The organism is Bacillus canaveralius, from assembly GCF_002860125.1.
GTDB lineage: Bacteria > Bacillota > Bacilli > Bacillales > Cytobacillaceae > Bacillus_BJ > Bacillus_BJ canaveralius.
The window spans coordinates 1-25,785 of record NZ_PGVA01000035.1 but is presented as its reverse complement, the minus strand read 5'-3'; the positions used below and the strand labels follow the sequence as shown (position 1 = coordinate 25,785).

The following is a 25,785-nucleotide window of genomic DNA, read 5'->3' as shown; positions in this document are numbered from 1 at the left end:
CCCTCAACAATTTCCCGTTTCGTACCTTCATCTTCTATGCCGGAAAATCCGTATAGATAACCGTTACGATCCTGTTTTTTCCTAAATCTAAGACGAGCATCCGACGGTAAGTCTATGAATAGGCAATGCCAAAATAGCAAATGTTTTCAGGTCGAAAAGGGATTTAACGCTTTAGTAAAGAAATATAAGTTAAACAGATTGCAAAATTCACAATGCGAAATCAGCAGAAGCATATATATCACTTTTCTTCATATACATGGAACAATTTAATGAAAGAAGGGGAGCGCTGTGAAAATAGAAGTGGAGCGGGCTTTAAGGGTTAAATCATTGTCCAACGATATTCTTGAACAGCTTCTTGAGGATCGGATTAGCTTTAAAGAGAAAGACTTGCGGAATGCAGTTGAATTATTGGCGAGATCAGTACAGGATCTGACCAATCTTTACGTTGGTGTGGAAGAAGACCATGTCAGTACCTTAAAGGCGACAATTATGAAAATGAAAATTTGCCATAATACCCTTTATTATGGAAAGAGTAAAGAAAGTTTGGAAAATGAAAACGCTTCACTAAAAAAGTTTTGAAAAATTGTTGAATTATCGCGCATTTCCATTGTCGAGAAAGGGCGGAAATGCTATTCTTTTGATGAGATGGCAGTTGTCTAATAATAGTATTTACAACTTATAAAGTTTGTTTGAACAGATACATGTTCATAGAAGTAATGGTAAAAATAAAACGGTGTGGCAGGATATTCTAAATAAGCAAGCAAAAATCTTTTTAATTTTCCGCCAATTAAGCGTTTAGTTGACTAAAAACGCTTAATTGTTTAAGTTAATGAGACAAACCATCTTTATATACAGGTGTTTATTTTATTTATCAAAAAGGAGTTTGATTTCTAATGGTCGAAAAACAATTTAAAGTAACAGCTGAAACGGGTATTCATGCTCGTCCAGCAACTCTTTTAGTACAAGCTGCAAGCAAGTTTGATTCCGAGGTTCATCTTGAATACAAAGATAAAAAGGTAAACTTAAAGTCAATTATGGGTGTTATGTCTCTTGGTGTAGGCCAGGGTGCGGATATTAAAATCAGTGCTGAAGGAAGCGATGAAGCAGATGCACTGAAAACACTTGAAGATACATTGAAAAGAGAAGGTCTTGCTGAATAATGAACTTTTTAAATGGTATTGCTGCATCAAGCGGCATTGCAATTGCAAAGGCTTACCGGCTGGTAGAGCCTGATTTAACCTTTACCAAAAAAACGGTCGAGGATACCGGGCTTGAAATAGAACGCTTCCAAAATGCTTTAAATACAGCTAAACATGAGCTTGAGCAAATTCGTGACCGTGCCAACATAGAGCTTGGAGCAGATAAAGCGGCTATTTTTGACGCTCATTTGCTTGTCTTAAGTGACCCTGAATTAATTTCACCGATCGAAGATAAGATTAAAACGGATAAAGTGAACGCGGAACCTGCTCTGCAGGAAACTGCCGACATGTTCATTTCCATGTTTGAATCGATGGACAATGAATATATGAAAGAACGAGCTGCTGATATTCGTGATGTAACAAAGCGGGTGCTGTCCCATTTGCTGCAAGTTCAAATGGCGAGCCCGAGCATGATTAATGAAGAGGTTATTGTCGTAGCTGAAGATTTAACACCTTCTGATACTGCGCAATTAAACCGTCAATTCGTAAAAGGCTTTACAACAGACATTGGCGGTAGAACATCCCATTCAGCGATTATGGCAAGGTCGATGGAAATACCGGCAGTAGTAGGTACAAAAAAGGCAACTGACGTTATTAAAAATAGCGATATAGTGATTGTGGATGGTTTAAAGGGAGAAGTACATATTAACCCTTCCCAGGAATTGATTGAAGACTATAAAAGAGTCCAGCAAGACTTTGAAAATCAAAAAGCTGAATGGGCAAAACTAGTCAATGAAAAATCATTTTCTGCTGACGGCCACCATGTTGAACTTGCAGCTAACATCGGCACACCTAAAGATCTTAAAGGTGTGAAAGCCAATGGCGGTGAAGGAATCGGCTTGTATCGTACCGAGTTCCTTTACATGGGTCGAGACCAGCTTCCAACAGAAGAAGAACAATTTGAGTCCTACAAAGCAGTGCTGGAGGGCATGGAAGGAAAACCCGTAGTTGTGCGGACGCTTGATATCGGCGGAGATAAAGAGCTTCCTTATTTAGACCTTCCAAAGGAAATGAACCCATTTCTTGGTTTCCGGGCGATTCGGCTGTGTCTGGAAGAACAGGACTTGTTCAGGACTCAGCTGCGTGCATTGCTCCGATCCAGTGTATATGGGAATCTGAAAATCATGTTCCCGATGATCTCTACTTTGCAGGAATTCAGATCCGCGAAAGCTGTATTGGAAGAAGAACGAGCAGCCCTTCTTTCGAAAGGAACCCGGGTCGCTGAGAACATTGAACTTGGAATCATGGTTGAAATTCCATCAACCGCTGTGCTTGCTGACCAATTCGCCAAGGAAGTCGACTTCTTCAGCATCGGCACAAATGATTTAATCCAGTATACAATGGCCGCTGACCGCATGAATGAGCGTGTTTCTTATCTATACCAGCCGTATAACCCGGCAATCTTGCGCCTCATCAAAATGGTGATTGATGCAGCCCATAAAGAAGGAAAATGGGCCGGAATGTGCGGGGAGATGGCTGGCGATGAACTGGCGATTCCAATTTTGCTCGGTCTGGGACTCGACGAATTTTCGATGAGTGCCACCTCGATTCTTAAAGCGCGTTCACAGTTGCGCCGTTTAAACAAACAAGAGATGGAAGAGCTTGCAGGCAAGGTTCTGCAAATGAGCACAACAGAAGAAGTGGTTGAGGCTGTAAAGGCTGTTACCGACTTGTAATTAATTTGAAATATGGGAAAATGTTTCACCTTGATATAAAAGGGTAAAGGTAGACTGGCACTTTAGTAAAACTGAAGTTCGCTAATCATTCTCATTTTCCCCCTTTATTGCCGGCTGGTTTCCAGCCGGGTTTTTTTTATTCCAACTGTAGAATGTTGTGTTAGAATAAGAGCAAATATCGTCGAGAGAGGGTTTTTGCAGATGTTGTCACCGGACCAAACTGTAATTGGCTTTATCGGACTCGGAGTAATGGGAAAAAGCATGGCCGGCCACCTGGCCAAGGCAGGCTATCCGCTTGTCGTTTATACAAGAACAAAGGAAAAGGCGACATCTTTACTTGATGAAGGAGCTGAATGGGCAAATTCCCCCCGGGGAGTAGCCGTAAAAGCCAATGTGATCATCACGATTGTCGGCTATCCGCATGATGTCGAGGAGGTTTATCTTGGTGAGGAAGGGATTCTCGCCAATAGCCACGCAGGTACATACGTGATTGATATGACTACTTCCATGCCGTCTTTGGCGGTGAAGATTTATCAAGAAGCAAAAAAGCGGGGCATTCATGCGATTGACGCACCGGTTTCCGGTGGGGATATAGGTGCACGTGAAGCAAGACTTGCGATCATGGCAGGCGGCGATCGAGAAGCCTTCCTTGCCGTTGAGCCGATTCTCAATCTTCTTGGTCCTAATGTCGTTTATCAAGGTGATCCCGGGGCAGGCCAACACACGAAAATGTGCAACCAAATTGCGATCGCATCCAATATGATCGGGGTTTGCGAGGCGATTGTTTATGCGGAAAAAGCTGGTCTTGATCCAGAAACGGTTCTGAAGAGTATTTCTTCTGGAGCAGCGGGCAGCTGGTCCCTTTCCAATCTGGCACCTAGGATGATTAACGGAGATTTTGAACCGGGCTTCTATATTAAACATTTTATCAAGGATATGAATATTGCGTTAGAAGAAGCTGCGGCGCTGGGAATGGACACCCCTGGTTTAGCTTTGGCGAGGAGCCTTTATGTAAAACTGGCTGAACAGGGTGAGGAAAACAGCGGGACCCAGGCTCTTTATAAAAATTGGAAATAAAAAACGGCTCCGACACCGGAACCGTTTAAGCAAAATTTTTTAGAGGGGACCCGATCAAGGGTTACCCTCTGTTTTTTGTTAAATAATCCTGAAGACGGTTCAGCCCTTCTTCAAGTGTTTCAAGTGAATAAGCGTATGACAGGCGGAAATAGCCTTCGCCCAGTGACGAAAAAGCGCTGCCCGGAACAACGGCAACCTTCGCTTCCTCGACAAGTGACAATGCAAATTCAAATGAATTCGTATTAACATTGGGTATTTTTACGAAGAAGTAAAAAGCGCCATCAGGTTTGACGGTTTCTAAGCCCATTTCGAGCAGCCTTTTATAAACATAATCGCGCCGTTTTCGGTATTCCTCTCTCATCGGTACAGAATCATCCAGCCCGTTTGTTAAGGCTGCCAAAGCGGCTGCCTGGGAAATGGACGAGGCGCAAGTAACATTATATTGATGAACTTTAAGAATATGTTTCGTTATATACTCAGGGGCATAAAGCAGGCCAATTCGCCATCCGGTCATCGCATGTGATTTTGATAAACCATTAATAACAATTGTTTTATCTCTTAAGAATTTCGCAATTGAAGCATGCGGTCTCTCAAACGCAAGTTCACTGTAGATTTCATCGGCAAGGACGAATATTTCTTTTTTCTCAAGCATGGCTGCAATATCATAAAGCTCCTGCTCATTCATGCTGACGCCGGTTGGATTTGACGGATAGGGTAGAACGATGCAGCGGGTCTTATCATTTATATATGGTTCAATCAATTCTGCTGTAAGCTTAAACTGATGTTCCCTCGTATCAATATAAACAGGCTTTGCGTCACACAAACGGACGATTGGTTCATACCCCGGATAAACTGGCCCCGGGAGAATGACTTCTGTCCCTTCCTCAAGAATTGTGCGAAAAGCAATATCAATCGCTTCACTGGCACCGGTTGTAACAATTACCTCTGACGAAGGATTGTAATCAACACTGTATTTTTTTTTATAAAAATCGGCAGCTGCCTCTCTTAATTCAAGCAGTCCTGCGTTATGGGTATAGGAAGTGAAATTATCATCAATCGCTTTTTTTCCGGCTTCCTTAACATGAGCAGGTGTTGGAAAGTCCGGTTGGCCGATCGTTAATGAGATCATGTCCTCTGTACCTGCGACCATATTGAAAAATTTCCTGATTCCCGATATTTCAAGTTGTTTGACTCTGTTATTAATTAAATGCTCCACTATGTTCATCCTTCCCAAGAAGTTATCATTATTCTAACATGTTCCTTATGAATATTCATTTGAATTTCTCGGAAAAAATAAACACCTTCTATTTGAAGGTGTAAACGAGGATATATTGAAAATAAGTGTAACGGGCATTGCTCATGTACACTACGAGTTTTACCGTTCAGTTAATAAGCGAACATTGAGACTTGAGGGTCACTGTTTTCAGACACTTCCGGGGAAGCTATATTTTTGATTTCATGAAGATACACCTTTGTTTTTAATATCCGTAATCCCAGTCAACTTCATCTTCGTGCCAAAATGCCGGGGCTACTGTTCCAAAGTCAATTACTTTGTTTTCAAGTTTGCAATTGCAATGTTCGCAGCCGCATTGTCTTTTAATTTCCTTGTACACAGATAACTCAACATCTTCAATGAATGTTACGGTATTGTCTTCCTTGTACAGAATGGCCGTACCTCTCATCTCTGATTGCACCTTCTTTTCTCATTAATAAAATGTTATTGTCCTTACGTTTGTATTGTATTCCGTTTTTGCAAACAGGTCTATAGGTTGTGATTTTGTTCACGAAATAGTCATGTTAATGCAATTTTTCTTTGCAAAATAAAGTAGCGATAACGAAACGTAATAATGCTATAATGATAGTGTTAATTTTCAGAACAGGATAAAAAGAAATTAACGCTTAAGATGAAAATTCTGGAGGAATGAGAATGGAAGCAAGCCTGGAAACAAATACTTTTCAGGAAAAGAAGCAATACGGGGGCTTTTGGATCAGATTTGCGGCTAGTTTGATTGATTCAATAGTTGTTGGAATCCCGATGGCAATTTTAATTATCATTATTGGTTTTATGCTTTTTAATTCTACAGGTGCCATTGATGCGATGATGACCGACTCGGCTTATATGGAGCAGGAGTTAACAGACGAAGAAGCTATTGCCCTTCTTGGCACGTATTTAGTATCTGTTGTTGTTAGCTTGATCGTATCAACCCTCTATTTCGCCGGATTGCATGCGTCCAAGTGGCAGGCAACAGTCGGCAAAAAGCTTCTTGGTTTAAAGGTAACGGACCTGAATGGAAATCGTATCTCCTTTTGGAGATCTTTAGGCCGGTATTTGGCGATGATGTTTTTATCTTCAATCTTATTAATCGGCTATATTATTGCTGCGTTTACGGAGAAGAAACAATCATTACACGATTTAATTGCAGGAACGGTTGTTCTGAAAAAATAACAACGCCCTTTTATTCCACTTATAAAATTTTAAAAACTGCACTTCACAATAAGAGTGCAGTTTTTTTCTATATTCACTCCTGTTCATCATATCCAATTGGATAGAGGTTTTCTAAAAGATTTGCAGAATTATAAGGAAAGCAAGGGCGAAGTGGGCAAGTGGGTATGAAAGGCTGCGCAGCAGAAAAATACAAGTCACTTTAAACATAAAAGTTGTGTAAATTTTTGTAAAGTTAACAGGGTTTTTAAAGCATATAATGGTATTACTATCAGAGAAAAGATTTTTAAGGGGATGAACAAATGGGACATCTTGAAAAGCCGGTCGGCCAGGCTGGCAAAATCAGCCCGTGGCGTTTATATTTTACTTTGCCTATTTTATCGTGGGCTTTATACGATTTTGCCAATACGATTTTTTCTTCAAACATCAATACGATATTTTTCCCATTTTATTTGCAGGAGGTTATCGGGGAAAATGAGGTTTTAAACCAAATTGCGAGCACATTTGTTTCCTATTCAAATGCGATGGCAAGCTTTTTTCTGGTCCTTTTTTCTCCATTATTTGGGGTTTTGATTGACCGGACGGGGCGAAAAAAGAAGTATATTGTTATTTTTTCGCTCCTTTCGATTATCGCCACTTTTTTCATGGGGATATTTGGAGGATGGAAACTTCCCGGTGAGCTTTTTGGCGTACCGTTATCGTTCGCGCTTGTTATCATCCTTTTTATTATCGCCAAATTCTTTTACCATTCCAGTCTTGTATTCTATGATACCATGATTTCCGATTTAGGCTCTAAGCAAGAAATCCCGTTAATTTCTGGATTTGGCGTCGCGGTCGGATATATTGGAACTTTAGTTGGCCTCGCTGTTTATCCATTTGTCGGTGATGATGGTTTTCATGAAGCATTTATTCCAACTGCGCTTTTGTTTTTAGCTTTTTCTTTGCCCTTATTCTTTTTTGTCAAAGACAAACCTCATGATAATATACAGAAAGAATCGTTTCTCGGCGGCTATAGAGAAATTATCAAAACTTTTAAAGAGATGACATTGTATAAACCGATATTTTTGTTTATGATCGCCTATTTCTTTTTGAATGATGCCATTTCGACAACGATTGCGATGATGGCCATCTATGCCAAAACGATTGTTGGATTTTCAACCGGCCAGTTTATTTTGCTTTATCTCGTTTCGACTATATCGAGTATTATCGGTTCGTTTATTTTCGGCTACGTGACAAAGGCAAAAGGAGCAAACAAAGCGGTAAAATACGTGGGCGTACTGCTGCTTGTTGCACTGTTGATCGCGACCTTTGCGATCTATGAATGGATGTTCTGGCTGGCAGGCAGCATGTTTGGTGTTGCCTTAGGTTCTATGTGGGTAACGACGAGGACCTATATCGTTGATTTGACTCCAGACGACAAACGGGGCCAATTTTTCGGCCTGTTCGCCTTTTCAGGCAAAGTGTCTTCGATTGTTGGTCCGTTAATCTACGGGACAATCACCCTTGTCTTTGCTGATCATGGGGATATCGCAAGCAGAATGGCGATTGGTTCGTTAATGATCTTAACTTTAATCGGCCTGTACATTCATTCAAGGATTCCTGAAGAGAACAATTAATTACTTTGAAAACCGGTTTGGAAAAACGGGTTTTTTGCAATTTCGCCGCGAAACTTCAAGAAGAGTCGCGCTGTTTTTTAATAAATCATTTAACAATGATTAGTAAATGCCGATATTTATGATATATAGTTTTGTAATATGTTTAGGAAGGGCGAACAAAATTTGGATAATAAACAAGGAATCCTGCTGGAAAGCGGTACAAATGAGCTCGAAATTGTCGAATTTGGAATTGGAATCAATAAATTTGGCATAAACGTTATTAAAGTAAAGGAAATCATCAATCCTGCTACAGTGGTCAAGATCCCTCATGCGCATCCTCACGTGGAAGGCATCATTGAATTAAGAGGAGAAGTTTTGCCGGTGATAAATATGGCAAATGCACTGGGATTTCCACCATCTGAAACTCCTGAACAAGATAAGTTTATTGTGGCGGAATTTAATAAACAAAAGATTGTTTTCCATGTACATAGTGTGACGCAAATCCACCGCATATCGTGGAACCAAATAGAAAAGCCTTCAGACATGTACCACGGAATCGAAAGCCAAATTACCGGTGTGATCAAGTTACATGATGAAATGGTACTGCTGCTCGATTTTGAAAAAATTGTCGTTGATATTAATCCAGAGTCAGGGATTAATGTCGAGCAAGTAAAAAAATTGGGACCAAGGGCGCGTTCAGATAAAAAGCTGCTGGTGGCAGAAGATTCTCCCTTGCTAAGAAAGCTTTTACAAGATACGCTGTCCGAGGCAGGATTTCAGTCAATCGAATTTTGCGAAAACGGCAGTGAAGCTTTAACTTATCTCGAAAACCTTGCCGCAGACGGCAAGGATATTGCGGAAGAAATTCAGCTTGTCATTACAGATATCGAAATGCCGCAAATGGACGGACATCACTTAACAAAAAGAATTAAAACTGATTCCGCTTTTGAAAAGCTGCCAGTGATCATTTTTTCATCGCTTATTACCGACGACCTTCGCCACAAAGGGGAAATGGTCGGGGCCGAGGCTCAAGTCAGCAAACCGGAAATTGCAGAACTTGTCAACTTAATTGACAAACATATTTTATAATAGAATGAATTCGAATGAATTTCATAAAGCAGTTCTTTGAGTGAATTTCATAAAAAGCATTCTTTAACTGAAAAACGAACGGTTATTTATAATTAAGACAGTATCATTCGTTTCTTACGGCATACTCCTGTTAATTTAGACACCTTCATTCGTTTTTCGGTATAGCTTGTTACATTGTGAAATTTACTCCTTTAATTGAAAAACAAAAATGAAGATAGTATTATTCGTCTGTTACAGTATTCTCCTGTATCTCTAGACAAATTCTTTCGTTTTTCGGTTTAGCTCATTACATTGTGAAATTGACTCAATAAACAAAAAAAGCCGGGAAAACCGGCTTTTTTGTTTTGCTTACATTCCAAATGCAAATGGAAAACGAGGAGGTGCGTCCTTCAACATAGACAGCTTGTCCCAAAACAGACGATAAGGAAGGGTCGTTCACAAATAGCTTTCACCAAGCTTTTTAAAGACCGGTTTTTTGTATTGCCGCTTATTGTCCGGATCCCGCTTGTCTTCGATTATTCCAGTATATGATTGAAGCAGCTTTTTTGCCTGGCCGAGTGGAATCTGTGCCTTTGGATTCCGAATCGCTTCGTTTAGACTGCCAAGATGCGGCAACTCCTTAAAATCGTCTTTAGTTGGAGGTATGTGAAACGAATAGTGTCCGCACACGACCAGCACATCAGACTGTTGCTGGCTATTCCTTGGGTTCCTGGAAAAATGCAAGCCAACTTTTTTGGCCTTTCCTTCTCCAATCATTTTATTTATAGCTTCTTTTTTAAGCCTGTATAAATATTTAGGATTTGGAGCTGTCTTTGCATGTCGATTTACGGTGAAGATGGCTTGCGAGAGGTTTTCAGCCGTTGCTTTTAATGGGGGAAATGGTTTTAGGTCCCGATTCAATGTTTTCGCTCCTTTCCAAAATAGTTTAATCCACTTTATTATACCTCTTTTTTAAAAAAGAGGGAAATAAAGGGCGGCCAACAATTGTTTTCTCTAACATCCTTATTATTTATACCCTCAAAACGTTTTCATTAAGCCCTTACACCGTCCCATGGTTATAATCCAAAATCATATAAAAAAACTCGCCAAACGGCAAGTTTCGGACTAAGTTCATTCACGGGCTGATTAATACCCGCGTCCCATTGGGGACAAGCCGTGACAATTCCAGCACATCTTGATTAAACATCCGTATACAGCCTTTCGAGACAGCTTTGCCAATTGAGGAAGGATTATTAGTTCCATGGATGCCATAGCCTGCTTTTGATAATGACAGCCACATTGCACCATATGGGCCGCCGGGATTTGGTTCACGATTGACAATTACATATTGGCCTACGGGAGTTATCGTCAGCATTTTCCCAACCGCAATTGGATACGATTTTATAGGCTGGCCATTTTTTAATAAGGTCAGCCGTCGACTGTTCAGGGAGACTGAAATGGTGTAGGGGATTGAATCAGGATCTGGAAGGCCAGGTATTAAAATGAACTGTCCTGCTGTAAGCAGATTAGGATCTATAAGTTGTGGATTGGCAGCCACTAATTGGGACAATGACCTCCGATAATTTTTGGCAATGATAGAAAGTGTTTCTCCATGAGCAACTTGATGATAAATGTGAATCATTCCTTTCAATAATCAGATCCGTGCGTGTGTTATCGGCATCTTTCGAGATATATCATCAACGTCGGACATATTCAACGAAGCAGCTTAACTTTCTTTCACCTAAAACGCCGGACCGTTTATCTATAAAGATTCTTTCTAATTGAATGAATTTCATAAAGCCATTCTTTAAGTGAATAACGAACAGTTACTTAAAGTTAAGATAGTGTGATTCGTTTCCTACAACATGCTCCTATATATTTAGACTACTTCATTCGTTTTTCAGTTCAGCTTATTACTTTGTTAAATTAACTCAATTATTTTATGTTAAAAGTAGGCAGTTTGCGCATGTCCTTCTAAACGAATTCATAAACTACTGATCCATTGAAAAGATGAAAAAAGAATATTGATTGACGTGGCAAGAATAATTTTATATAGTTTATACCGTGAATCGTTTAGGGGGTGAACTAATTGGATAAGCAATCGCTCGAAATATTAATCAAGCGGTATGAGGATGTGTATTTGTTTGCTACTAAAAGTATTTCCGCACTGATTTCCGAGCAGGTTCTCGAGGAACTGTCTCTTGAGCAATTTGCTGTATTAAGAAATCTCCATCTAAAAGGAACTTTAAAATCTTCAGAGCTCGCAGAGTATTGCGGTGTCAATAAAAGTGCAATGACGGCAAAAATAGACCGGCTTGAAGCAAGGCAGCTAGTTGAAAGAATCAGGGATGAAGAGGATCGCCGTAATGTTTACATAAATATTACCGACGAAGGACGGAAGATTTATTTAAAGGGCGAGGAAAAAATCGAAAATTTTGTGGCATCTTATTTGCAAGAACTCACCCATGAAGAATTGGACAGTTTTATCACAATTTACGAAAAGATAAACACGATTATCGAAAAGCGTCGGGGAGGATTAACATAAATGAAAAAGATTATTCGGTTTCGTTGGCTGATATTCTCAGCCTGGATCATTTTTGCAGCTGTGCTGGCTTTCTATGCGCCTAACATGGAAGGGCTTGTCAGGGAAAAAGGACAGATTACAGTTCCTGACGACTATCCATCAAGTGTGGCAAGCCAAATTATTGCTGACCATCAGGGTGCGGACGACAGCAGTGAGAGCATTGTAATCGTCTTTTCCGACACGAAACCGTTAACAAAAGAGCAGTTGGACAATATCGAAGGTACGCTTAAGCGGCTTGAGAAAAAAGCCCCTCAACTGGGAACTGCCAATATTATTAGCCATTTTAGTGAACCGGGCCTGGAGAAGCAACTTGTCAGTGAAGATGGGAAAACGATTTTGGCGCTTGTTGATGTACGATTTGGCGAAAGAGAAATTTCTGCCGTTCAAAAACAACTTAAGGAAGCTGTCGACACAGAGGGCGTTAACACCCACATGACAGGCAATGCTTTTATCAGTGAAGATGTGATAGTCAGTTCGCAAAATGGTTTAAAGAAGACGGAAATCATTACGCTGATCTTTATATTGGTTGTTCTTGTACTCGTGTTTCGTTCTGTCGTCGCACCGATTATCCCGCTTGTTACGGTGGGAATCACTTATATAGCGAGCCAGTCGATCGTTGCTTTTTTAGTGGATCGTGCCGACTTTCCGCTATCAAATTTCACGCAAATCTTCCTGGTAGCAATTCTGTTTGGGATTGGGACGGATTATTGTATTTTACTGCTGAGCCGATTTAAAGAGGAACTGTCTGTGCAAGAGTCGACTGAGACTGCAATTGTTAACACCTTTAAAACAGCCGGAAGGACCGTTTTGTTTAGCGGTGTTGCCGTTCTAACCGGTTTCGCCTCGATCGGCTTTGCTGACTTTAAGCTCTACCAATCAGCAGCTGCTGTAGCTGTTGGGGTAGCCGTTCTACTGCTGGCGCTCGGGACGATTGTTCCGTTTTTTATGGCGGTCCTCGGACGAAAGTTGTTCTGGCCGGTCAAAGGAAATATGTCCCATCAGCAGAGCAAATTGTGGGGCCTGGCAGGGCAGCTGTCATTATATCGGCCGATCTTAACTTTACTGATCGTAGCGGTGATTACGGTGCCGTTATTAATCAAATATGATGGTTCATTATCATTTAATTCGCTTGATGAAATCGGCGATGATTATCACTCAGTTAAAGCATTCAATCTTATTTCCGACAGCTTCGGACCTGGGGAATCACTGCCGTCAACCATTGTCATCGAAAATGATGAATCGATGAAGAGCAGTGAATATTTGACCCTGATTGAACAGGTAAGCAGTGACGTTGCAAAAATTGAGTCTGTTGAAAAGGTTCGCAGTGCAACAAGGCCTGCAGGTGATCCTGTCAAAGATCTGTATGTTAGTGAACAAGCGCGCCAGTTGAATCAAGGGCTGTCCGAAGGGAATGAAGGAATTAATACAATTAAAGATGGTTTGGAGGACGCATCCAGCGCCATTGACGCATCTGCTCCGGAAATGACGGAAGCGGTAACCGGGGTGGAAGAACTTGTCACGGGAACGAACCAGCTGCAATCCGGGGTAGGAGATGTTAAAACCGCGTTACAAACGATCGAAGCCGGAATGAGAGATGGAACGTTAGGAATCGGCCAGATTAAAGTTGGGTTAATCAAGGCAAAAGCGGGAACCGGAGAATTACTGCAAGGGAGTTCAGCACTATTGCAAGGTATCGACCAAATGCACAGCAATACCGGGGGGCTCCTTGATAATTACCGTGGTACTACAGAAGGCCTTGTTTCTTTACAACAACGATTAGCAAGCCTTGAGACTCCATTTGCAAATGTTAAGTCAAAGTATCCAGTTATTGCGGCAGACGAGGATTTTCTTACGATAGAAAGCACTGTACATGCAAGCAGTGAGTCACTTGGAGGGGTTTTAGCATTATTTAATGGCTCCAACGATGGACTTGCTGGGGTGCACACTGGATTGTCTAATAGCAAATCTGGACTTGAAAATTTACACATAGGTCTTGATAACTTGAATTCAGGCCTTGAAGAACTAATAAGTGGAGCTTCCGCTCTGGAACAAGGCTTTCAAACTGCTGCCGACGGGCAGGGCCAAATTGTCGACCGCCTTCCGCAATTGGCAGCGGGCTTAAGCACGCTGGCCGCTGGACAAGGGCAACTTGAGACGGGCTTTGGAGAGCTTGCTTCACAGCTAACCGAATTGGGCAGCGGACTTAATGAAGGGGCAGACGGTCTCGGTGAAATTAGCGGTGGACTGGTAGATGCCTCTGCGTATTTAGAAAATTTGTCAAACGCAACAGACGAACAAATGAGTGGATTTTATATTCCCGAAGACGTAATCAAGGGTAAAGAATTTCAGCAGGTGTTCGATACTTATATGTCTGAAGACGGGAAAATGACGACAATTGATGTTGTGTTCGCAAATAATCCTTACGCGAATGACACGTTAAAAAAAGTAGATGAAATTAACGAAGCTGTCAGCAAGGCGGTTGCTGGGACAAAGCTCGAAAACGCAAACGTTGGCGTTTCCGGGGTAACAAGTGTGTACAACGACTTGCAAAATATCTCGGACTCAGATTACTCCCGAACAGTTTGGTTTATGCTGATTGGAATCGGTTTAATATTGGTTGTGTTGTTAAAATCTTTAATTATGCCAATCTATTTAGTCGGTTCGTTAATATTGACTTACTTTTCTTCACTAGCGATTACAGAAGTAGTTTTTGTTAATATTCTTGGCTATCAAGGCATTAACTGGGCTGTACCGTTCTTTGGGTTTGTTATATTGATGGCACTTGGAGTGGATTATTCAATTTTTCTCATGGACCGCTTTAATGAATACCGCGATATGAGTGTCGAAAAAGCAATGATGCTGGCGATGCGAAATATGGGAACTGTCATCATCTCCGCGGTGATTATTCTCGCAGGAACGTTTGCCGCAATGCTGCCGTCCGGAGTATTGTCACTGCTGCAAATAGCAACACTTGTATTATCTGGATTGCTGCTGTATGCACTTATCATCCTGCCGCTGTTCGTGCCTGTAATGGTCAGGATGTTTGGAAAAGCGAATTGGTGGCCTTTTATTCACCTAAAAAGATAATGAAACAGATTTTAACATACTTTGATGATACAAATTGCAGACTCACCGTATAGTTGCGGTGAGTTTTTTTATCAACACATAAAATATTGATCCCTGTATATTTTAAAAAAATTATTGTTTAATCAGCAATTTTTGTCGATTTAAAACACTCTTTAATAGTAATATAGAGATATAGTCTATTTTACCCGTTTTGTTCATATTATCGTACAGGCCAAGAGGATGATTGGATGGAAGAATATTTAAAAGGAATTTTAACAGCAGAAATAGACAATCAGGATACAAACAAGAAGATAGAAAAAATGATTTTTGATATCGTTTTTCGGCATGTCAAAGATTTGGTTTTTATTATGAAGGTCGAAAAAGGGCCGCGCTTTAAGTATATCTTTGTGAACGAAATGGGATTGCTGCGCGCCGGGCTTAATAAGCAGTGCATCGGGAAATCTTTGCAGGAAGTCCTCACGCATGAGCGCGCAGTGTCTTTACAAAAAGAGTATGAACGGATTTTACACAATAATAAACTGTCAATTTTTTCTGACGAAATTTTTCTCGATGATGGAACCAGTATTTTTGGTGAATCGGTGTTATCCCCGGTAAAGGACGAAACTGGCTTGACCCGCTATGTCGTGTCCGTCACAAGAGATATCACTGATACATTAGTTGAGAAAAATAGATTGATTATAAGTGAACAGCGTTACCGTTCGATTGTTGACCATAATTTGGATGCGATTTTTTCGATTGACTTGATGGGACATATTTTGGAGGTTAATCCGGCTGCCCGCAGGCTTACAGGCTATACGGAAAAACAATTGAAAAAGTGTTCGATCTTTGAACTCGTTTCCGACAGTGATTTGCCTGTTTTTAAATCATTGCTTGATAACTCGGAGGATGGTTATGCCCTCGAATCGCTGGACTGCCGTTTTTTACATAAAAATAACTCCCATTTAACTGTACATATTAAAACTGTTCCAATCATTATTGATGCTGAAATAAAAGGGATCTATGTCATTACAAGGGATGTTTCAGAACAAGCGAAAAACGCGGAAACCATTAAATTTATGGCTTTTCATGATCAGCTTACGGGTGTCCTGAACAGAAGGGCGCTGCTTGATGATCTCGATGAATCGATCGCAACTACGAAGCGCAAAAAACAAGCTTTTGCGCTGATTTCCATTGATCTGGACCGCTTTAAATATTTGAATGACACACTCGGACACCTTTTTGGCGATGAAATATTGAAAAAGGTTGCCGACCGTTTAGCAGAACTGGAGAAAAAAGGCTGTCGCGTATACCGTCCGGGCGGGGACGAATTCGTTATTTTGCTTCATCATGCAGACCGGAAAAAAACGGCCCGTTTTGCTCAGAAAATCCTGACAATGTTTACGGAATCGTTTTATTTGCAGTCAGGAGAATATTACATCACGCCAAGCATTGGCATCAGTATGTACCCGAATGATGGCAAAGATGCCGAGACATTGCTTAAAAATGCGGATGAAGCATTGTTCCGAGTCAAGGAAAGGGGGAAAGCCCATTTCCAGTTTTATCGGTCCGATATGAATTCTTCGCTCGGAAATGTCCTAACTCTGGAAACCCATTTGCGGAAAGCGCTTGAACGGGACGAGCTGGAGCTGTATTATCAGCCGCAAGTGAACCTCGCGAGCGGTGAGATTAACAGTTTTGAAGCACTGATTCGCTGGAACAGCCCTGAGCTCGGTTTTATTACACCTGATGAATTTATTCCGCTTGCAGAGGATACAGGTTTAATCGTACCGATTGGGAATTGGGTGATTTCAACTGCATGCAAGCAAATAAAAGCGTGGACTGATAAACGGAATCAACAAATCCGCATTGCCGTCAATATTTCTCCTAAGCAGTTCCTGCAGCCGAGCCTTGTAAATGTGATTCAAACTGCGATCGATGAAGCGGGTATTTTGCCTTCCAGTTTAGAAATAGAAATTACGGAAGGGGCGATGGAGGATACAGAAGAAACGATTCCGATACTAAATCGCCTTAAAGAGCTTGGAATTAAGATTTCAGTGGACGACTTTGGCACCGGGTATTCTTCATTAAATTACTTAAAACAATTTCCGATTGACGTCCTTAAAATTGATCAGTCGTTTGTTAGAGATATTCTGGTTAATGAAAAAAATGCCGCGATTACAACGACAATTATCCATTTAGGCAGAAGCCTGGGAATGGAAGTCATCGCTGAAGGTGTTGAGAATAAAGAGCAAGCAGACTTTTTGGCAAAGGCAAACTGTCATAAGGCACAGGGCTATCTGTTCTCTAAACCATTATTTTATCTCACTGTGGAGGAGCAGTTTATTTAAAAACGAAAAAGCAGCTGGATATTAACTGTTTTCATTCGTTTAAATCTCCTGAAGATAACGTGAATATCGTCAGTTCGGGTTTGGATAAAAATCGAAACGGCAATCTTGTCGTGCCAAGCCCCCTGTTAACATAAAGGGTCAAAGGGGCAGCCCCGCCGACTTCATAAAAACCCTCGTGGTATCTTTCAGCAAATGGGGGGGTAATCAGGGCACCAACAAACGGTATTTGTACTTGTCCGCCATGGCTGTGGCCGCTAAGCTGCAACCCGATGCCAAAAGTAGCTGCCTCATCTGCAAGATCAGGTGCGTGCGACAGCAGGATTTGATAAGCATCGTCAGGAACATTTTGTACGGAAGCACTTAAATTGGGCTTACCCAGCATGGCATCATCGACCCCGATAACATAAATACTTGAATGGTCGAGAAGTTCAATACGACGGGATTCATTTAATAAAACTGAAAAACCTGAATTGCTCATAATATCTTTATAGATATCTGATCCGTAACCGCCGTGGTCGTGGTTTCCATATACTGCAAATTTTCCGAAAGGGGCGTTAAGCTGGCTGAGAATCAAGACGATTTTATCCGTATCTTCGTATTTATTGGGCGCATCCATTAAGTCGCCGGTAAATAGAATTAAATCGGGCTCAAGTTTATTGATCTTATCAATGAGCCGTTTTAACTGCTTCAGGTCATATTGAAAGCCAAGGTGCGTATCGCTAAACTGAACGATTTTAAATCCCTCAAAACCTTTCGGAATTACTGGATTCTTAATTGGGTAAGTTGTGATATCAAGGAGCTTGGGTTCGATTTCTCTTGCATAAAAAATCGCTCCAAAACTTGCTGCTATGCAGGTAAACACCGCTACAAAAGCTCTTTTTATAAATTTTCTTCGCGTAACCGTTTTAGCCATCATTTCTACCAACCTATCTAAAAAAATCAACCAAGTATGCCATCTAAAAAAGAGCAATAAAACACCGTTCTGGAATGTTCACGATCATGCTCTGTGGCAATGAAGGCGCTTCTTAATACTAACAAACTATTGATTGAAATTGAAGGGTAAAGGCAGCTGTTATTAAAGGTAAGTATTCACAATGGTCTAAACTTAAAAAAAGCTGAAGGCTCGGTAAAGTTGTATTGCGACTTTACTTTTTGCGCATTACCTTCAGCTTTTTTGTATACACTTTAAGTGCTAGGAATTTGGATTCGAAAACTCACAGCTCGCTTTTCTAACGCTTCCCATGATGAAATAAACTGTTCTTTATTGACTTGAACTTGTTTTTTACCCGATAAAGGGTCATTTATATAAACAGAGCGCTCATCATAGCCTACTATCACCACTGCATGCAAATCAAGCGGTGTTTCAATCTGTTCGTTACCATGCTGCCATGATTCCCAGCGGTCTGGCACGCGGTAATCCCCAGTTGTCCAGACAACCACAGGGTATCCGTCGGACACATGCCTTAATACTTCGTTAAAATCCTTCCCGGTTAAGTTAACGCCACTTCCGGGGAGATAGCGGTTAATTAAGTCAATCATTGGTTCATCAAAAACCGCATATCCAGCTTGTGTGCCTGTCATATCACCAACAAAGCCCCGCGCAGGATTTCCCCATTTTAAAATATCCCCGTCTCGGGATTTAATAAGCGGATCATTGTCTTTTACGATTTTTTCATACAGCTGCCATTTTGTCGTTTCGACGCCTGCATATTGAAGCATCATAGCCAGGCTTGTCACTTCGCATCCGTATTTTAATTCAGGATTCTGTTTGATTAAAGGGACGTCAAGCAGTTTTTTTTGACTCATTTTTATCGGTTTGCGTTGGACCTGTGATTCGGGATAACCCACCGTACTGTATTCAGATGATGTTACTAGCGCCTGTGCTTTATGATTGTTATCATCATTTGCCTGATCAGGGCTGCATCCAAGCAATGGAAGCAGCGAAGCAATCAACAATACTTTCTGCATGTCTATCCCGCCTTCATACAGGATCTCCTTCAAACGGGCGGCAGGACCGTCGATTCGGACGGTAATACCGGCGCTCGAACGAACTGCACATTATCTTTTTACCGCGATAATGGCAGTATTTTTAGGATTTACAAATGAAGATGTATTATCTATGTATCATGCTTCCAAACATTATTTGAGAAAATATAATCAACAGTATGGTAAAATCATTTATAAAACAGCTGGGGGGTTGAAGATGGATGCATTGGATATTTTGACGGATTTAGAAAATGTCATACCTTATTTTCAGCCAATATTCAGTGCGGATGAGCAACGGGTCATCGGTTACGAAATATTGGGAAGATACCGAACAGCTTCCGGAGCTGCCAGTCTCGGCCCTTTTTTTCTTGACCGCCAAATACCGGATGAATACCGGCTTGAGGTTGATAACACGGTTTTGGAAAAAGCATTGCGTAAAGCAGCTTGTCTGGACAGTGATGTCTTATTATTTGTTAATCGGGATGCAGAATTGCTTATGCTTGATGGCGGTGAGGAATTTCTTCAGCTCCTTCTTCGGTTTCAAGAAAAAGGAATCGCCGTAAACAGAATCGTTCTTGAAATTTCTGAAAGAAACTACGAGGGAAATCCTGAACACTTAGACCATTTGTTAAACTACTACAGGACGTACGGAATGAAAATTGCTATAGACAAGATGGGAAATGACAGCAGCCATCTGGATCGGATTGGCCAATTGTCACCAGATATTTTAAAGGTGGACCTTCAAGCTCTGCGATCAACTGCAATCGGCCCGTCCTATCAAGATATTTTGTATTCGTTGTCAATGCTCGCCCGTAAAATTGGTGCCACGCTGTTATTTGAAAATATTGAGATGGTTTATCAGCTTCAATTCGCCTGGCGAAACGGGGGGCGCTATTATCAGGGCTTCTATTTACATAACCCACATGAAGACTTTGTTAACCGCGATTTTCTAAAGGAAAGATTGAAAAAGGAATTCCACGAGTTCATTGTCTCTGAAAAAAAGAAATTGGAACGACTTTTCTTTGCATCGGAAAAGCTACAGTCAATGGTACAAGAGATTCTCGCTAAACGTCGCAAATACGATGTCAATGATGAGTTGCTTTTCACGCTCGCCAATCATCTGGATCAAATAGCGTTTCGCATGTATGTGTGCGATGAAGACGGTTTTCAACAATCGGCAAATATCCTGAAAATAAACAATCAGTGGATCATCCAGAAAGAATATTTGCAAAAAAATTGGAGCTGGAGACCGTATTTCTTAGAGAATATCATGAGGATGAGAAACGAGAAAAAAGGTATCCTTTCCGATTTGTACAGTGATATTGAAACGGGCGACACGATCCGTACCTTTTCCTACCCGCTCAATACAAAAGAATTCCTGTTTATTGATTTGTCATATGAGTATCTATATGAACAGGATGACCTGCTTTAATGACCTCGAACTCCAGCCCGCTTTCGCCTGCGAAAGCGGTTTTTTGCACGATTCCCCAAGCGAGTCCAAACAGAATAGAACAAGCTGGCAAGCGGAAAAATAAAGTCAGACAGAGATAAAAAAGGAGCTGACATGATGAGCTTATATATGACGATATTAATGGCAATCGGAACTGGATTGATCGTTTTTGCTGCCGCTTACACTTATTCTCTTGCAAAAGCACAAAAAAATTCGAAAGACGGCCATGACAGTCCATTGCCGCGCCAAGTACAGCAGCATGTCTATATTCGCAACCCGATTTTTCTTAGCTATCTGATATTTTTTGCATTGCTGATATTAACGATTATTTATATGGCTTTTGCCACAGAGTGGTAGGGCGAAAAGTCTGTTTTTGTGAACCTGGGTATTTATGACTGTTTTTTGATCATTCGTGATTTTTGCAATATCATTGGGTTGTATAGGGTATGGTGAATACTATGAATCAGTTTTTAAACCAGTGACCAATTAGCCGGGTAAATGATGAAGCTTCGAGCTGTGATAAGCATTACAGGATTTGATCAATTCAGCCACAATACGAGGGGGAGAACAAATTGTCCAGACACCTGTTGAAGTTCCTGCCAGCCATCATGATTTTGTTGTTGATCACCCCGCTAAGTGCCCAGGCCGTCAATGACCTAACAAGCAGGGAAGATGTGTTTCGATTTTTGGAAGAGTCTTTGCAGGCACAAGTATCACTAACTGAGAAGACCAGGACAATGGAAGAGATCGATGAAATTCTGGATCGGTATTTTACAAGTGAATATAAAAGTGTGTTTCTAAAAGAGAATATCGTCAAGGAAGGCGGCAAATATGTTACTTACGGGTCAGATTCAGCCCCTTACTATATCCCTTTTTTCGATTTCTCTGAAGTAACAGAAGTAGAGTTTTTTGAAGATGAAATTTTTGTGTATGAGTATTTCCCTGAAAAACATGAAGGGCCAGTAGGCTATGAAAGCCATTATGAAGGTTTGTTACTCGAAAAGGAAAATAACAATTGGAAAGTATCGGAATATTTATATAGTGTGGATCCCGCAGAAATGATCGGCGCCGCGAGGAAAAAAGTCCAAACTGATTCAGAAGCCCACGACAATTTCGTTTTTAAAGAGCCGTTCTTTGCCAACTTGGAACCAGCCAGCTACAGTTTTTATTTGAGCATCGCTTCGTTTTCCGCTTTCCTTCAAAACGTAGCGGCAATGAGCAATCACCATCAAGAAGAACCGTCACAAACGTTTTTGACGAGCGGGGAGAGACAATGAAATCGCCCTTGAATAAGCGGAAAGAAGCTTTGTCATCTGGACAAGGCTTCTTTTATTTCAAAATTATTGTCGCGCTGCAGGGATGTCCAATAATTCACTAAGTTTCTCTAAATCAAACCCGGCTATAACTGTATCATTTATGATGACGGTAGGGGTTGAGTATGACTGGAATTTCCCGGTGAGTTCTTGATAAGCAACCGGATCGCTTTTAATATTCTTTTCTTGATAAGAAACACCGTGCTCTTTAAAAAAAAGCTTAACAATATCGCATGGAGGACATTCGGGCTGGCTGTATAAGATGATCTTTTTCAAAGTGCTGATTCTCCCGTTATTCTAGTTTGTTTCTGAAGATAATCAATTAATCCCATAGAACATACATTTAAGTCAAGTGAAAGGATTGTTTCGGCAGCATGGCCTTGTGTGATGCCTTTTTCATGCAGAATGGATGAAACCCGGGCAGCCAGCCTCTCTTTCGTATATGCTACCTGCTCCTGAAAGCTTGAACCCTGCTTGTAAGCCATTGAAGCTTCATCCACAAAGATATTTAACCAGTTTCTAACCTGGCTATACACTTCCCCGGGACAGTCAGACATTCCGTAATGTCCAAAAAAGATATAATCAACATTTAACTGTTCGTATAAGTCGATCGACTGTCTCATTTTATCCGGATCGAATTGATTGGGAGATGTAGATGGCAAATAGAGCTCAAGGCCGTTGTTCTTAAGCTGCGGGTAGGAAACCCCAGCCGTATCTCCGGTAAATATCCCGTTCACAGTTGAATGGTGAATGCTGAAATGATGGTTGGCGTGACCGGGAGTATCATAAAACGTAAGTGTGCAATTTCTTCCGATCATGAGCGTTTCTTGATCAGCTTTCCCAATATGGCGGTTTTCAGGTACTGGAATGATCGGGTTGAAAAGTTCGTCAAATTTTTCACCGTAAACTGCCCTTGCCCCGGCAATCAGCCGTTCCGGGTTGATCAGATGCCTGGCACCTTTAGGGTGAACGACCACTTCGGCATGCGGGCAGTGCTCCAGCAGCAGGCCAGCACCGCCGGCATGGTCAAGGTGAATATGGGTAACGATAATATAGCGGATTTCTTCTGGAGAAATTCCGAGTGCTTTTAAGCCGACAAGAATATGGGGAACTGATGGGCTCGCAGAAGTTTCAATCAATGTTAATTTTTCTTCAGCTAATAAGTATGAGCCTGTTCTTTGTTCCCAACCCAAATCATGTCCGTCAATCAAAAAAATCTTCTCTGCAAGCTGGACCGGTCTACTCAAAAAATCACACCCTTTTTATGCTTTTACTTGTACAAATGCTTGTCATTATTTTATTCTGTAAATATTGGCATGTAAATGAGTTGAGTTAAAAAATTCTGAATTTATTCTAGTTGGATAGAAACATGCCAAAAGAGAAACCTACTGTTAAAGGTTTGTTTTGTTTGAAAGGAGAGGGAGCATGTCACAGCTTCAAGGAATTATTTCCAGATTGAAAACCCTTCAGGAACAATCGCCTGCAGGAGAGCCGGCTCAAAGGTTTTTTGAGGTGAACGGAGAAAGAAAATGCCAGGTTACGTATCACGCAAAGACTGAAACATTTGAATTGGAAGTATACAATGACAAGGAAAAGCCGAAGCGATATCAATTTGATAACATCGATATGATTGCGATTGAGATTTTCGACTTAATTCAATAACATTTAAGGAGGGGCTTTAGATGAGAATGATATTCTTGTCGGAAGCCCCGTTGTTTTGACAGAATGGCTGTTTTTTTGATGAAATCAGAAATATAATAAACAGCCAGCATCGTAGTATGTAAAGGCACCTGACTGTAAACTATGATAAAATAAAAATGGTGAAAACAATTATTGAGGAGTTTTCGGCGATGATAAGTCTTCAAAATGGGGAATTTTTAGAAATGAGCATTAAACAATTGATGATTCCCTCCGAGCGGGTTGCTCACGTGCAGGTAGGGAATAATTTAGAACACGCTTTACTCGTTTTAACAAAGAGCGGCTATACAGCCATACCCGTTTTGGACCCCCACTATAAACTGCATGGGCTAATCAGTACCCCGGTTATAATGGATGCAATTCTCGGTCTGGAACGGATTGAATTCGAACAGCTCGAGCAAAAACGGGTCGAGGAAATTATGAATAAAAAGATTCCGCGCTTAAAAATTGACGCTGATGTAAAAGCCTCTTTGGAACTGCTTGTTGACCATCCTTTTCTATGTGTGGAAGATAAGGACGGAATTTTTGAAGGTATCTTGACAAGAAGGACAGTCCTTCATTTATTGAACCAAAATGTCCGTAAGCGGAATAAGGAATAGCTTTCAGGCTCCCTATACGGGGGCTCACTTTTTTTAAGTAACTTTATAGAAGCTTTCGAGGTGGTATAATGGGACAAGCTGCAAATAATCAGGTAAAGAAGCTGATCGCCCGCCGGACGAATCGGCCGTTTGTGCTTGCTGCTGTCATGCTGGCGATGTTCATGGGTGCGATAGAAGCGACAATCGTTTCAACCGCCATGCCGGCGATTGTCGGTGATTTGGGCGGATTTTCTTTATACAGCTGGGTCTTTTCCGCTTATTTATTAATGAATGCAGTTACGGTCCTGATTTACGGAAAGCTTTCCGATTTATTTGGCCGTAAACCAATTATGACTTTCGGAATCATCGTTTTTTTAATCGGATCGATACTTTGTGGGGTTGCCCAATCTATGGAAATGCTAATCCTGTTCAGATTTGTACAGGGATTTGGCGCCGGAGCCGTACTGCCGATCGCGACAACGATCGTTGGCGATATATACACAACCGAAGAACGGGCGAAAATCCAAGGCTATTTATCGAGTGTATGGGGGATATCTGCCGTGATGGGTCCGGCAATTGGCGGATTGCTCGTAGAGTTTGTTAGCTGGCGGTCTGTATTCTGGATCAATATCCCGCTCGGAATTTTGGCGATTGCCGGCTTGTGGCTGTTTTTGCATGAAAATGTTGAGAAGAAAAAACATCAAATTGATTATAGCGGAGCGCTGCTGCTGACAACAGCTATTTCTGCCTTGATGATTATCCTTGTTGAGGGAGGAGTAAACTGGCCATGGTTTTCAGCTCAGGTAGTCGGCCTCCTTGCAGTAACTGTGATCGCATTTATTTTGTTCATCTTCCAGGAAAGAAAAGCCGCGGAACCAATGATGCCTTTTAACATTTGGCGGGAGCGCTCAATCTTGATCGCCAATATAACGTCTTTGACAACGGGAGTTATGCTGATTGGAATTTCCAGCTTCCTGCCGGCATTTGTCCAGGGAGTTATGGAACGATCGCCAATCGTGGCCGGCTTCACATTGACATCGATGTCAATCGGCTGGCCAATCGCTTCGATGGCAGCAGGACGACTCATGTTGACAATCGGTTTTCGGAGCACATCACTGATTGGTGGCATTTCGTTAATTGTTGGTAGCATTATGTTTGCTACTCTGTCTCCTGAAGCGGGACCTCTGTGGGCCGCAGCTGGCTCTTTTCTGTTGGGAATCGGTATGGGGCTAACTACAACAACGTTTATCGTCTCAATTCAGAGCACGGTAAATTGGCAGCAACGGGGAATTGCCACTGCGTCAAATATGTTTATGAGAAATTTGGGGAATACAATCGGAGCCGCACTGCTCGGAGGCATTTTAAACAGCCGGATAAAGAATTACTTCCAAACGCATGGCAGTGGCCAGCCAGACGAGCTATCCGTCGATTCTACAAATATTCTTTTAAACGAAGCGGAACGGGGCCAGCTTTCCGAGAGCTTAAAAGACCTTCTCCAGGAAGGATTGACTTACTCGCTCCATTACGTATATTACGTTGTGTTACTTTTTGCGATTATCAGCTTTCTATTACTCTTGTTTCTTCCAAAAAGAGAGAAAAACTCCGCTTCTTAAGTGGAGTTTTTTTATTGTTTAGGAAATTACACTAGCGTTGCACAAAAAATCTATGAAAAAGTCAAGGATGAAAAAATGGAATAAAAATCAA

24 protein-coding genes are annotated in these 25,785 nt (G+C 41.3%); 16 read left to right on the top strand and 8 right to left on the bottom strand.

Annotated features, from left to right (window positions below; genetic code table 11):
• The first annotated feature begins 288 nt into the window (after positions 1-288).
• The 4 genes from CU635_RS15135 to CU635_RS15120 all read left to right on the top strand — a co-directional run bounded on the left by CU635_RS15135 (position 289) and on the right by CU635_RS15120 (position 3,952).
• Complete coding sequence (locus CU635_RS15135; protein WP_101578222.1) at positions 289-579, top strand: hypothetical protein; 291 nt, start codon at positions 289-291, stop codon at positions 577-579.
• 314 nt (positions 580-893) lie between these two features.
• Positions 894-1,160: a phosphocarrier protein HPr gene (locus tag CU635_RS15130; RefSeq protein ID WP_101578220.1), complete on the top strand. Its 267-nt coding sequence runs from the start codon at positions 894-896 to the stop codon at positions 1,158-1,160.
• Complete coding sequence (gene ptsP / locus CU635_RS15125; RefSeq protein WP_101578219.1) at positions 1,160-2,875, top strand: phosphoenolpyruvate--protein phosphotransferase; 1,716 nt, start codon at positions 1,160-1,162, stop codon at positions 2,873-2,875. Before CU635_RS15130 ends, ptsP begins: the two co-directional genes overlap by 1 nt.
• A 201-nt stretch (positions 2,876-3,076) precedes the next feature.
• Positions 3,077-3,952, top strand: coding sequence for an NAD(P)-dependent oxidoreductase (locus tag CU635_RS15120; protein ID WP_101578218.1), 876 nt, complete (start codon positions 3,077-3,079; stop codon positions 3,950-3,952).
• Between the two features lie 61 nt (positions 3,953-4,013).
• Here CU635_RS15120 and CU635_RS15115 read toward each other — a convergent pair whose 3' ends face one another.
• Both CU635_RS15115 and CU635_RS15110 read right to left on the bottom strand, forming a co-directional pair.
• A complete protein-coding gene (locus tag CU635_RS15115) occupies positions 4,014-5,168 on the bottom strand; it encodes an aminotransferase A (RefSeq protein ID WP_101578217.1) in 1,155 nt (384 codons plus the stop codon).
• A 262-nt stretch (positions 5,169-5,430) separates the two neighbouring features.
• Entirely contained in the window at positions 5,431-5,646 is a 216-nt protein-coding gene (locus CU635_RS15110) for a hypothetical protein (protein ID WP_245917489.1), read from the bottom strand.
• A 233-nt stretch (positions 5,647-5,879) separates the two neighbouring features.
• Between CU635_RS15110 and CU635_RS15105 the strand changes: the two genes are divergently transcribed.
• The 3 genes from CU635_RS15105 (at position 5,880) to CU635_RS15095 (ending at position 9,079) form a co-directional block, all read left to right on the top strand.
• Complete coding sequence (locus tag CU635_RS15105; protein ID WP_101578215.1) at positions 5,880-6,398, top strand: RDD family protein; 519 nt, start codon at positions 5,880-5,882, stop codon at positions 6,396-6,398.
• Between the two features lie 299 nt (positions 6,399-6,697).
• A complete protein-coding gene (locus CU635_RS15100) occupies positions 6,698-8,011 on the top strand; it encodes an MFS transporter (RefSeq protein WP_101578214.1) in 1,314 nt (437 codons plus the stop codon).
• A 162-nt stretch (positions 8,012-8,173) separates the two neighbouring features.
• The gene (locus CU635_RS15095) at positions 8,174-9,079 is read left to right on the top strand and encodes a chemotaxis protein (protein ID WP_101578213.1); all 906 of its coding nucleotides are present in this window, start codon (positions 8,174-8,176) and stop codon (positions 9,077-9,079) included.
• A 435-nt stretch (positions 9,080-9,514) separates the two neighbouring features.
• On the opposite strand, the gene CU635_RS15090 is transcribed toward CU635_RS15095, so the two are convergent.
• Complete coding sequence (locus tag CU635_RS15090; protein WP_101578212.1) at positions 9,515-9,979, bottom strand: YkyB family protein; 465 nt, start codon at positions 9,977-9,979, stop codon at positions 9,515-9,517.
• Positions 9,980-10,193: 214 nt separating this feature from the next.
• Positions 10,194-10,700, bottom strand: coding sequence for a L,D-transpeptidase family protein (locus tag CU635_RS15085; RefSeq protein WP_180956622.1), 507 nt, complete (start codon positions 10,698-10,700; stop codon positions 10,194-10,196).
• A 447-nt stretch (positions 10,701-11,147) separates the two neighbouring features.
• On the opposite strand from CU635_RS15085, the gene CU635_RS15080 reads away from it, so the two are divergent.
• The 3 genes from CU635_RS15080 to CU635_RS15070 all read left to right on the top strand — a co-directional run bounded on the left by CU635_RS15080 (position 11,148) and on the right by CU635_RS15070 (position 17,056).
• Positions 11,148-11,603: a MarR family winged helix-turn-helix transcriptional regulator gene (locus tag CU635_RS15080; protein WP_101578211.1), complete on the top strand. Its 456-nt coding sequence runs from the start codon at positions 11,148-11,150 to the stop codon at positions 11,601-11,603.
• Entirely contained in the window at positions 11,604-14,729 is a 3,126-nt protein-coding gene (locus tag CU635_RS15075; RefSeq protein ID WP_101578210.1) for an MMPL family transporter, read from the top strand.
• Positions 14,730-14,956: 227 nt separating this feature from the next.
• A complete protein-coding gene (locus tag CU635_RS15070; protein WP_180956621.1) occupies positions 14,957-17,056 on the top strand; it encodes an EAL domain-containing protein in 2,100 nt (699 codons plus the stop codon).
• A gap of 31 nt (positions 17,057-17,087) precedes the next feature.
• Here the strand turns inward: CU635_RS15070 and CU635_RS15065 are convergent, their stop codons facing one another.
• Both CU635_RS15065 and CU635_RS15060 read right to left on the bottom strand, forming a co-directional pair.
• The gene (locus CU635_RS15065; RefSeq protein WP_101578209.1) at positions 17,088-17,969 is read right to left on the bottom strand and encodes a metallophosphoesterase; all 882 of its coding nucleotides are present in this window, start codon (positions 17,967-17,969) and stop codon (positions 17,088-17,090) included.
• A gap of 272 nt (positions 17,970-18,241) precedes the next feature.
• A complete protein-coding gene (locus tag CU635_RS15060; RefSeq protein ID WP_101578208.1) occupies positions 18,242-19,024 on the bottom strand; it encodes a C39 family peptidase in 783 nt (260 codons plus the stop codon).
• 235 nt (positions 19,025-19,259) lie between these two features.
• On the opposite strand from CU635_RS15060, the gene CU635_RS15055 reads away from it, so the two are divergent.
• The 3 genes from CU635_RS15055 to CU635_RS15045 all read left to right on the top strand — a co-directional run bounded on the left by CU635_RS15055 (position 19,260) and on the right by CU635_RS15045 (position 21,769).
• Positions 19,260-20,474, top strand: a complete 1,215-nt coding sequence (locus CU635_RS15055; RefSeq protein ID WP_101578249.1) for an EAL domain-containing protein — start codon at positions 19,260-19,262, stop codon at positions 20,472-20,474.
• A 135-nt stretch (positions 20,475-20,609) separates the two neighbouring features.
• Positions 20,610-20,849 (top strand): hypothetical protein, encoded by a 240-nt coding sequence (locus tag CU635_RS15050; protein WP_101578207.1) that lies wholly within the window; start codon positions 20,610-20,612, stop codon positions 20,847-20,849.
• 215 nt (positions 20,850-21,064) lie between these two features.
• The gene (locus CU635_RS15045) at positions 21,065-21,769 is read left to right on the top strand and encodes a DUF3993 domain-containing protein (protein WP_101578206.1); all 705 of its coding nucleotides are present in this window, start codon (positions 21,065-21,067) and stop codon (positions 21,767-21,769) included.
• Between the two features lie 63 nt (positions 21,770-21,832).
• On the opposite strand, the gene CU635_RS15040 is transcribed toward CU635_RS15045, so the two are convergent.
• Complete coding sequence (locus CU635_RS15040) at positions 21,833-22,081, bottom strand: glutaredoxin domain-containing protein (RefSeq protein ID WP_101578205.1); 249 nt, start codon at positions 22,079-22,081, stop codon at positions 21,833-21,835.
• Positions 22,078-23,052: an MBL fold metallo-hydrolase gene (locus CU635_RS15035; RefSeq protein WP_101578204.1), complete on the bottom strand. Its 975-nt coding sequence runs from the start codon at positions 23,050-23,052 to the stop codon at positions 22,078-22,080. Before CU635_RS15035 ends, CU635_RS15040 begins: the two co-directional genes overlap by 4 nt.
• A gap of 178 nt (positions 23,053-23,230) precedes the next feature.
• Between CU635_RS15035 and CU635_RS15030 the strand changes: the two genes are divergently transcribed.
• The 3 genes from CU635_RS15030 to CU635_RS15020 all read left to right on the top strand — a co-directional run bounded on the left by CU635_RS15030 (position 23,231) and on the right by CU635_RS15020 (position 25,694).
• Positions 23,231-23,467, top strand: coding sequence for a YkuJ family protein (locus tag CU635_RS15030; RefSeq protein WP_101578203.1), 237 nt, complete (start codon positions 23,231-23,233; stop codon positions 23,465-23,467).
• A gap of 188 nt (positions 23,468-23,655) precedes the next feature.
• A complete protein-coding gene (gene cbpB, locus CU635_RS15025) occupies positions 23,656-24,102 on the top strand; it encodes a cyclic-di-AMP-binding protein CbpB (RefSeq protein WP_101578202.1) in 447 nt (148 codons plus the stop codon).
• Between the two features lie 68 nt (positions 24,103-24,170).
• Complete coding sequence (locus tag CU635_RS15020; protein WP_101578201.1) at positions 24,171-25,694, top strand: MDR family MFS transporter; 1,524 nt, start codon at positions 24,171-24,173, stop codon at positions 25,692-25,694.
• Positions 25,695-25,785 lie beyond the last annotated feature (91 nt).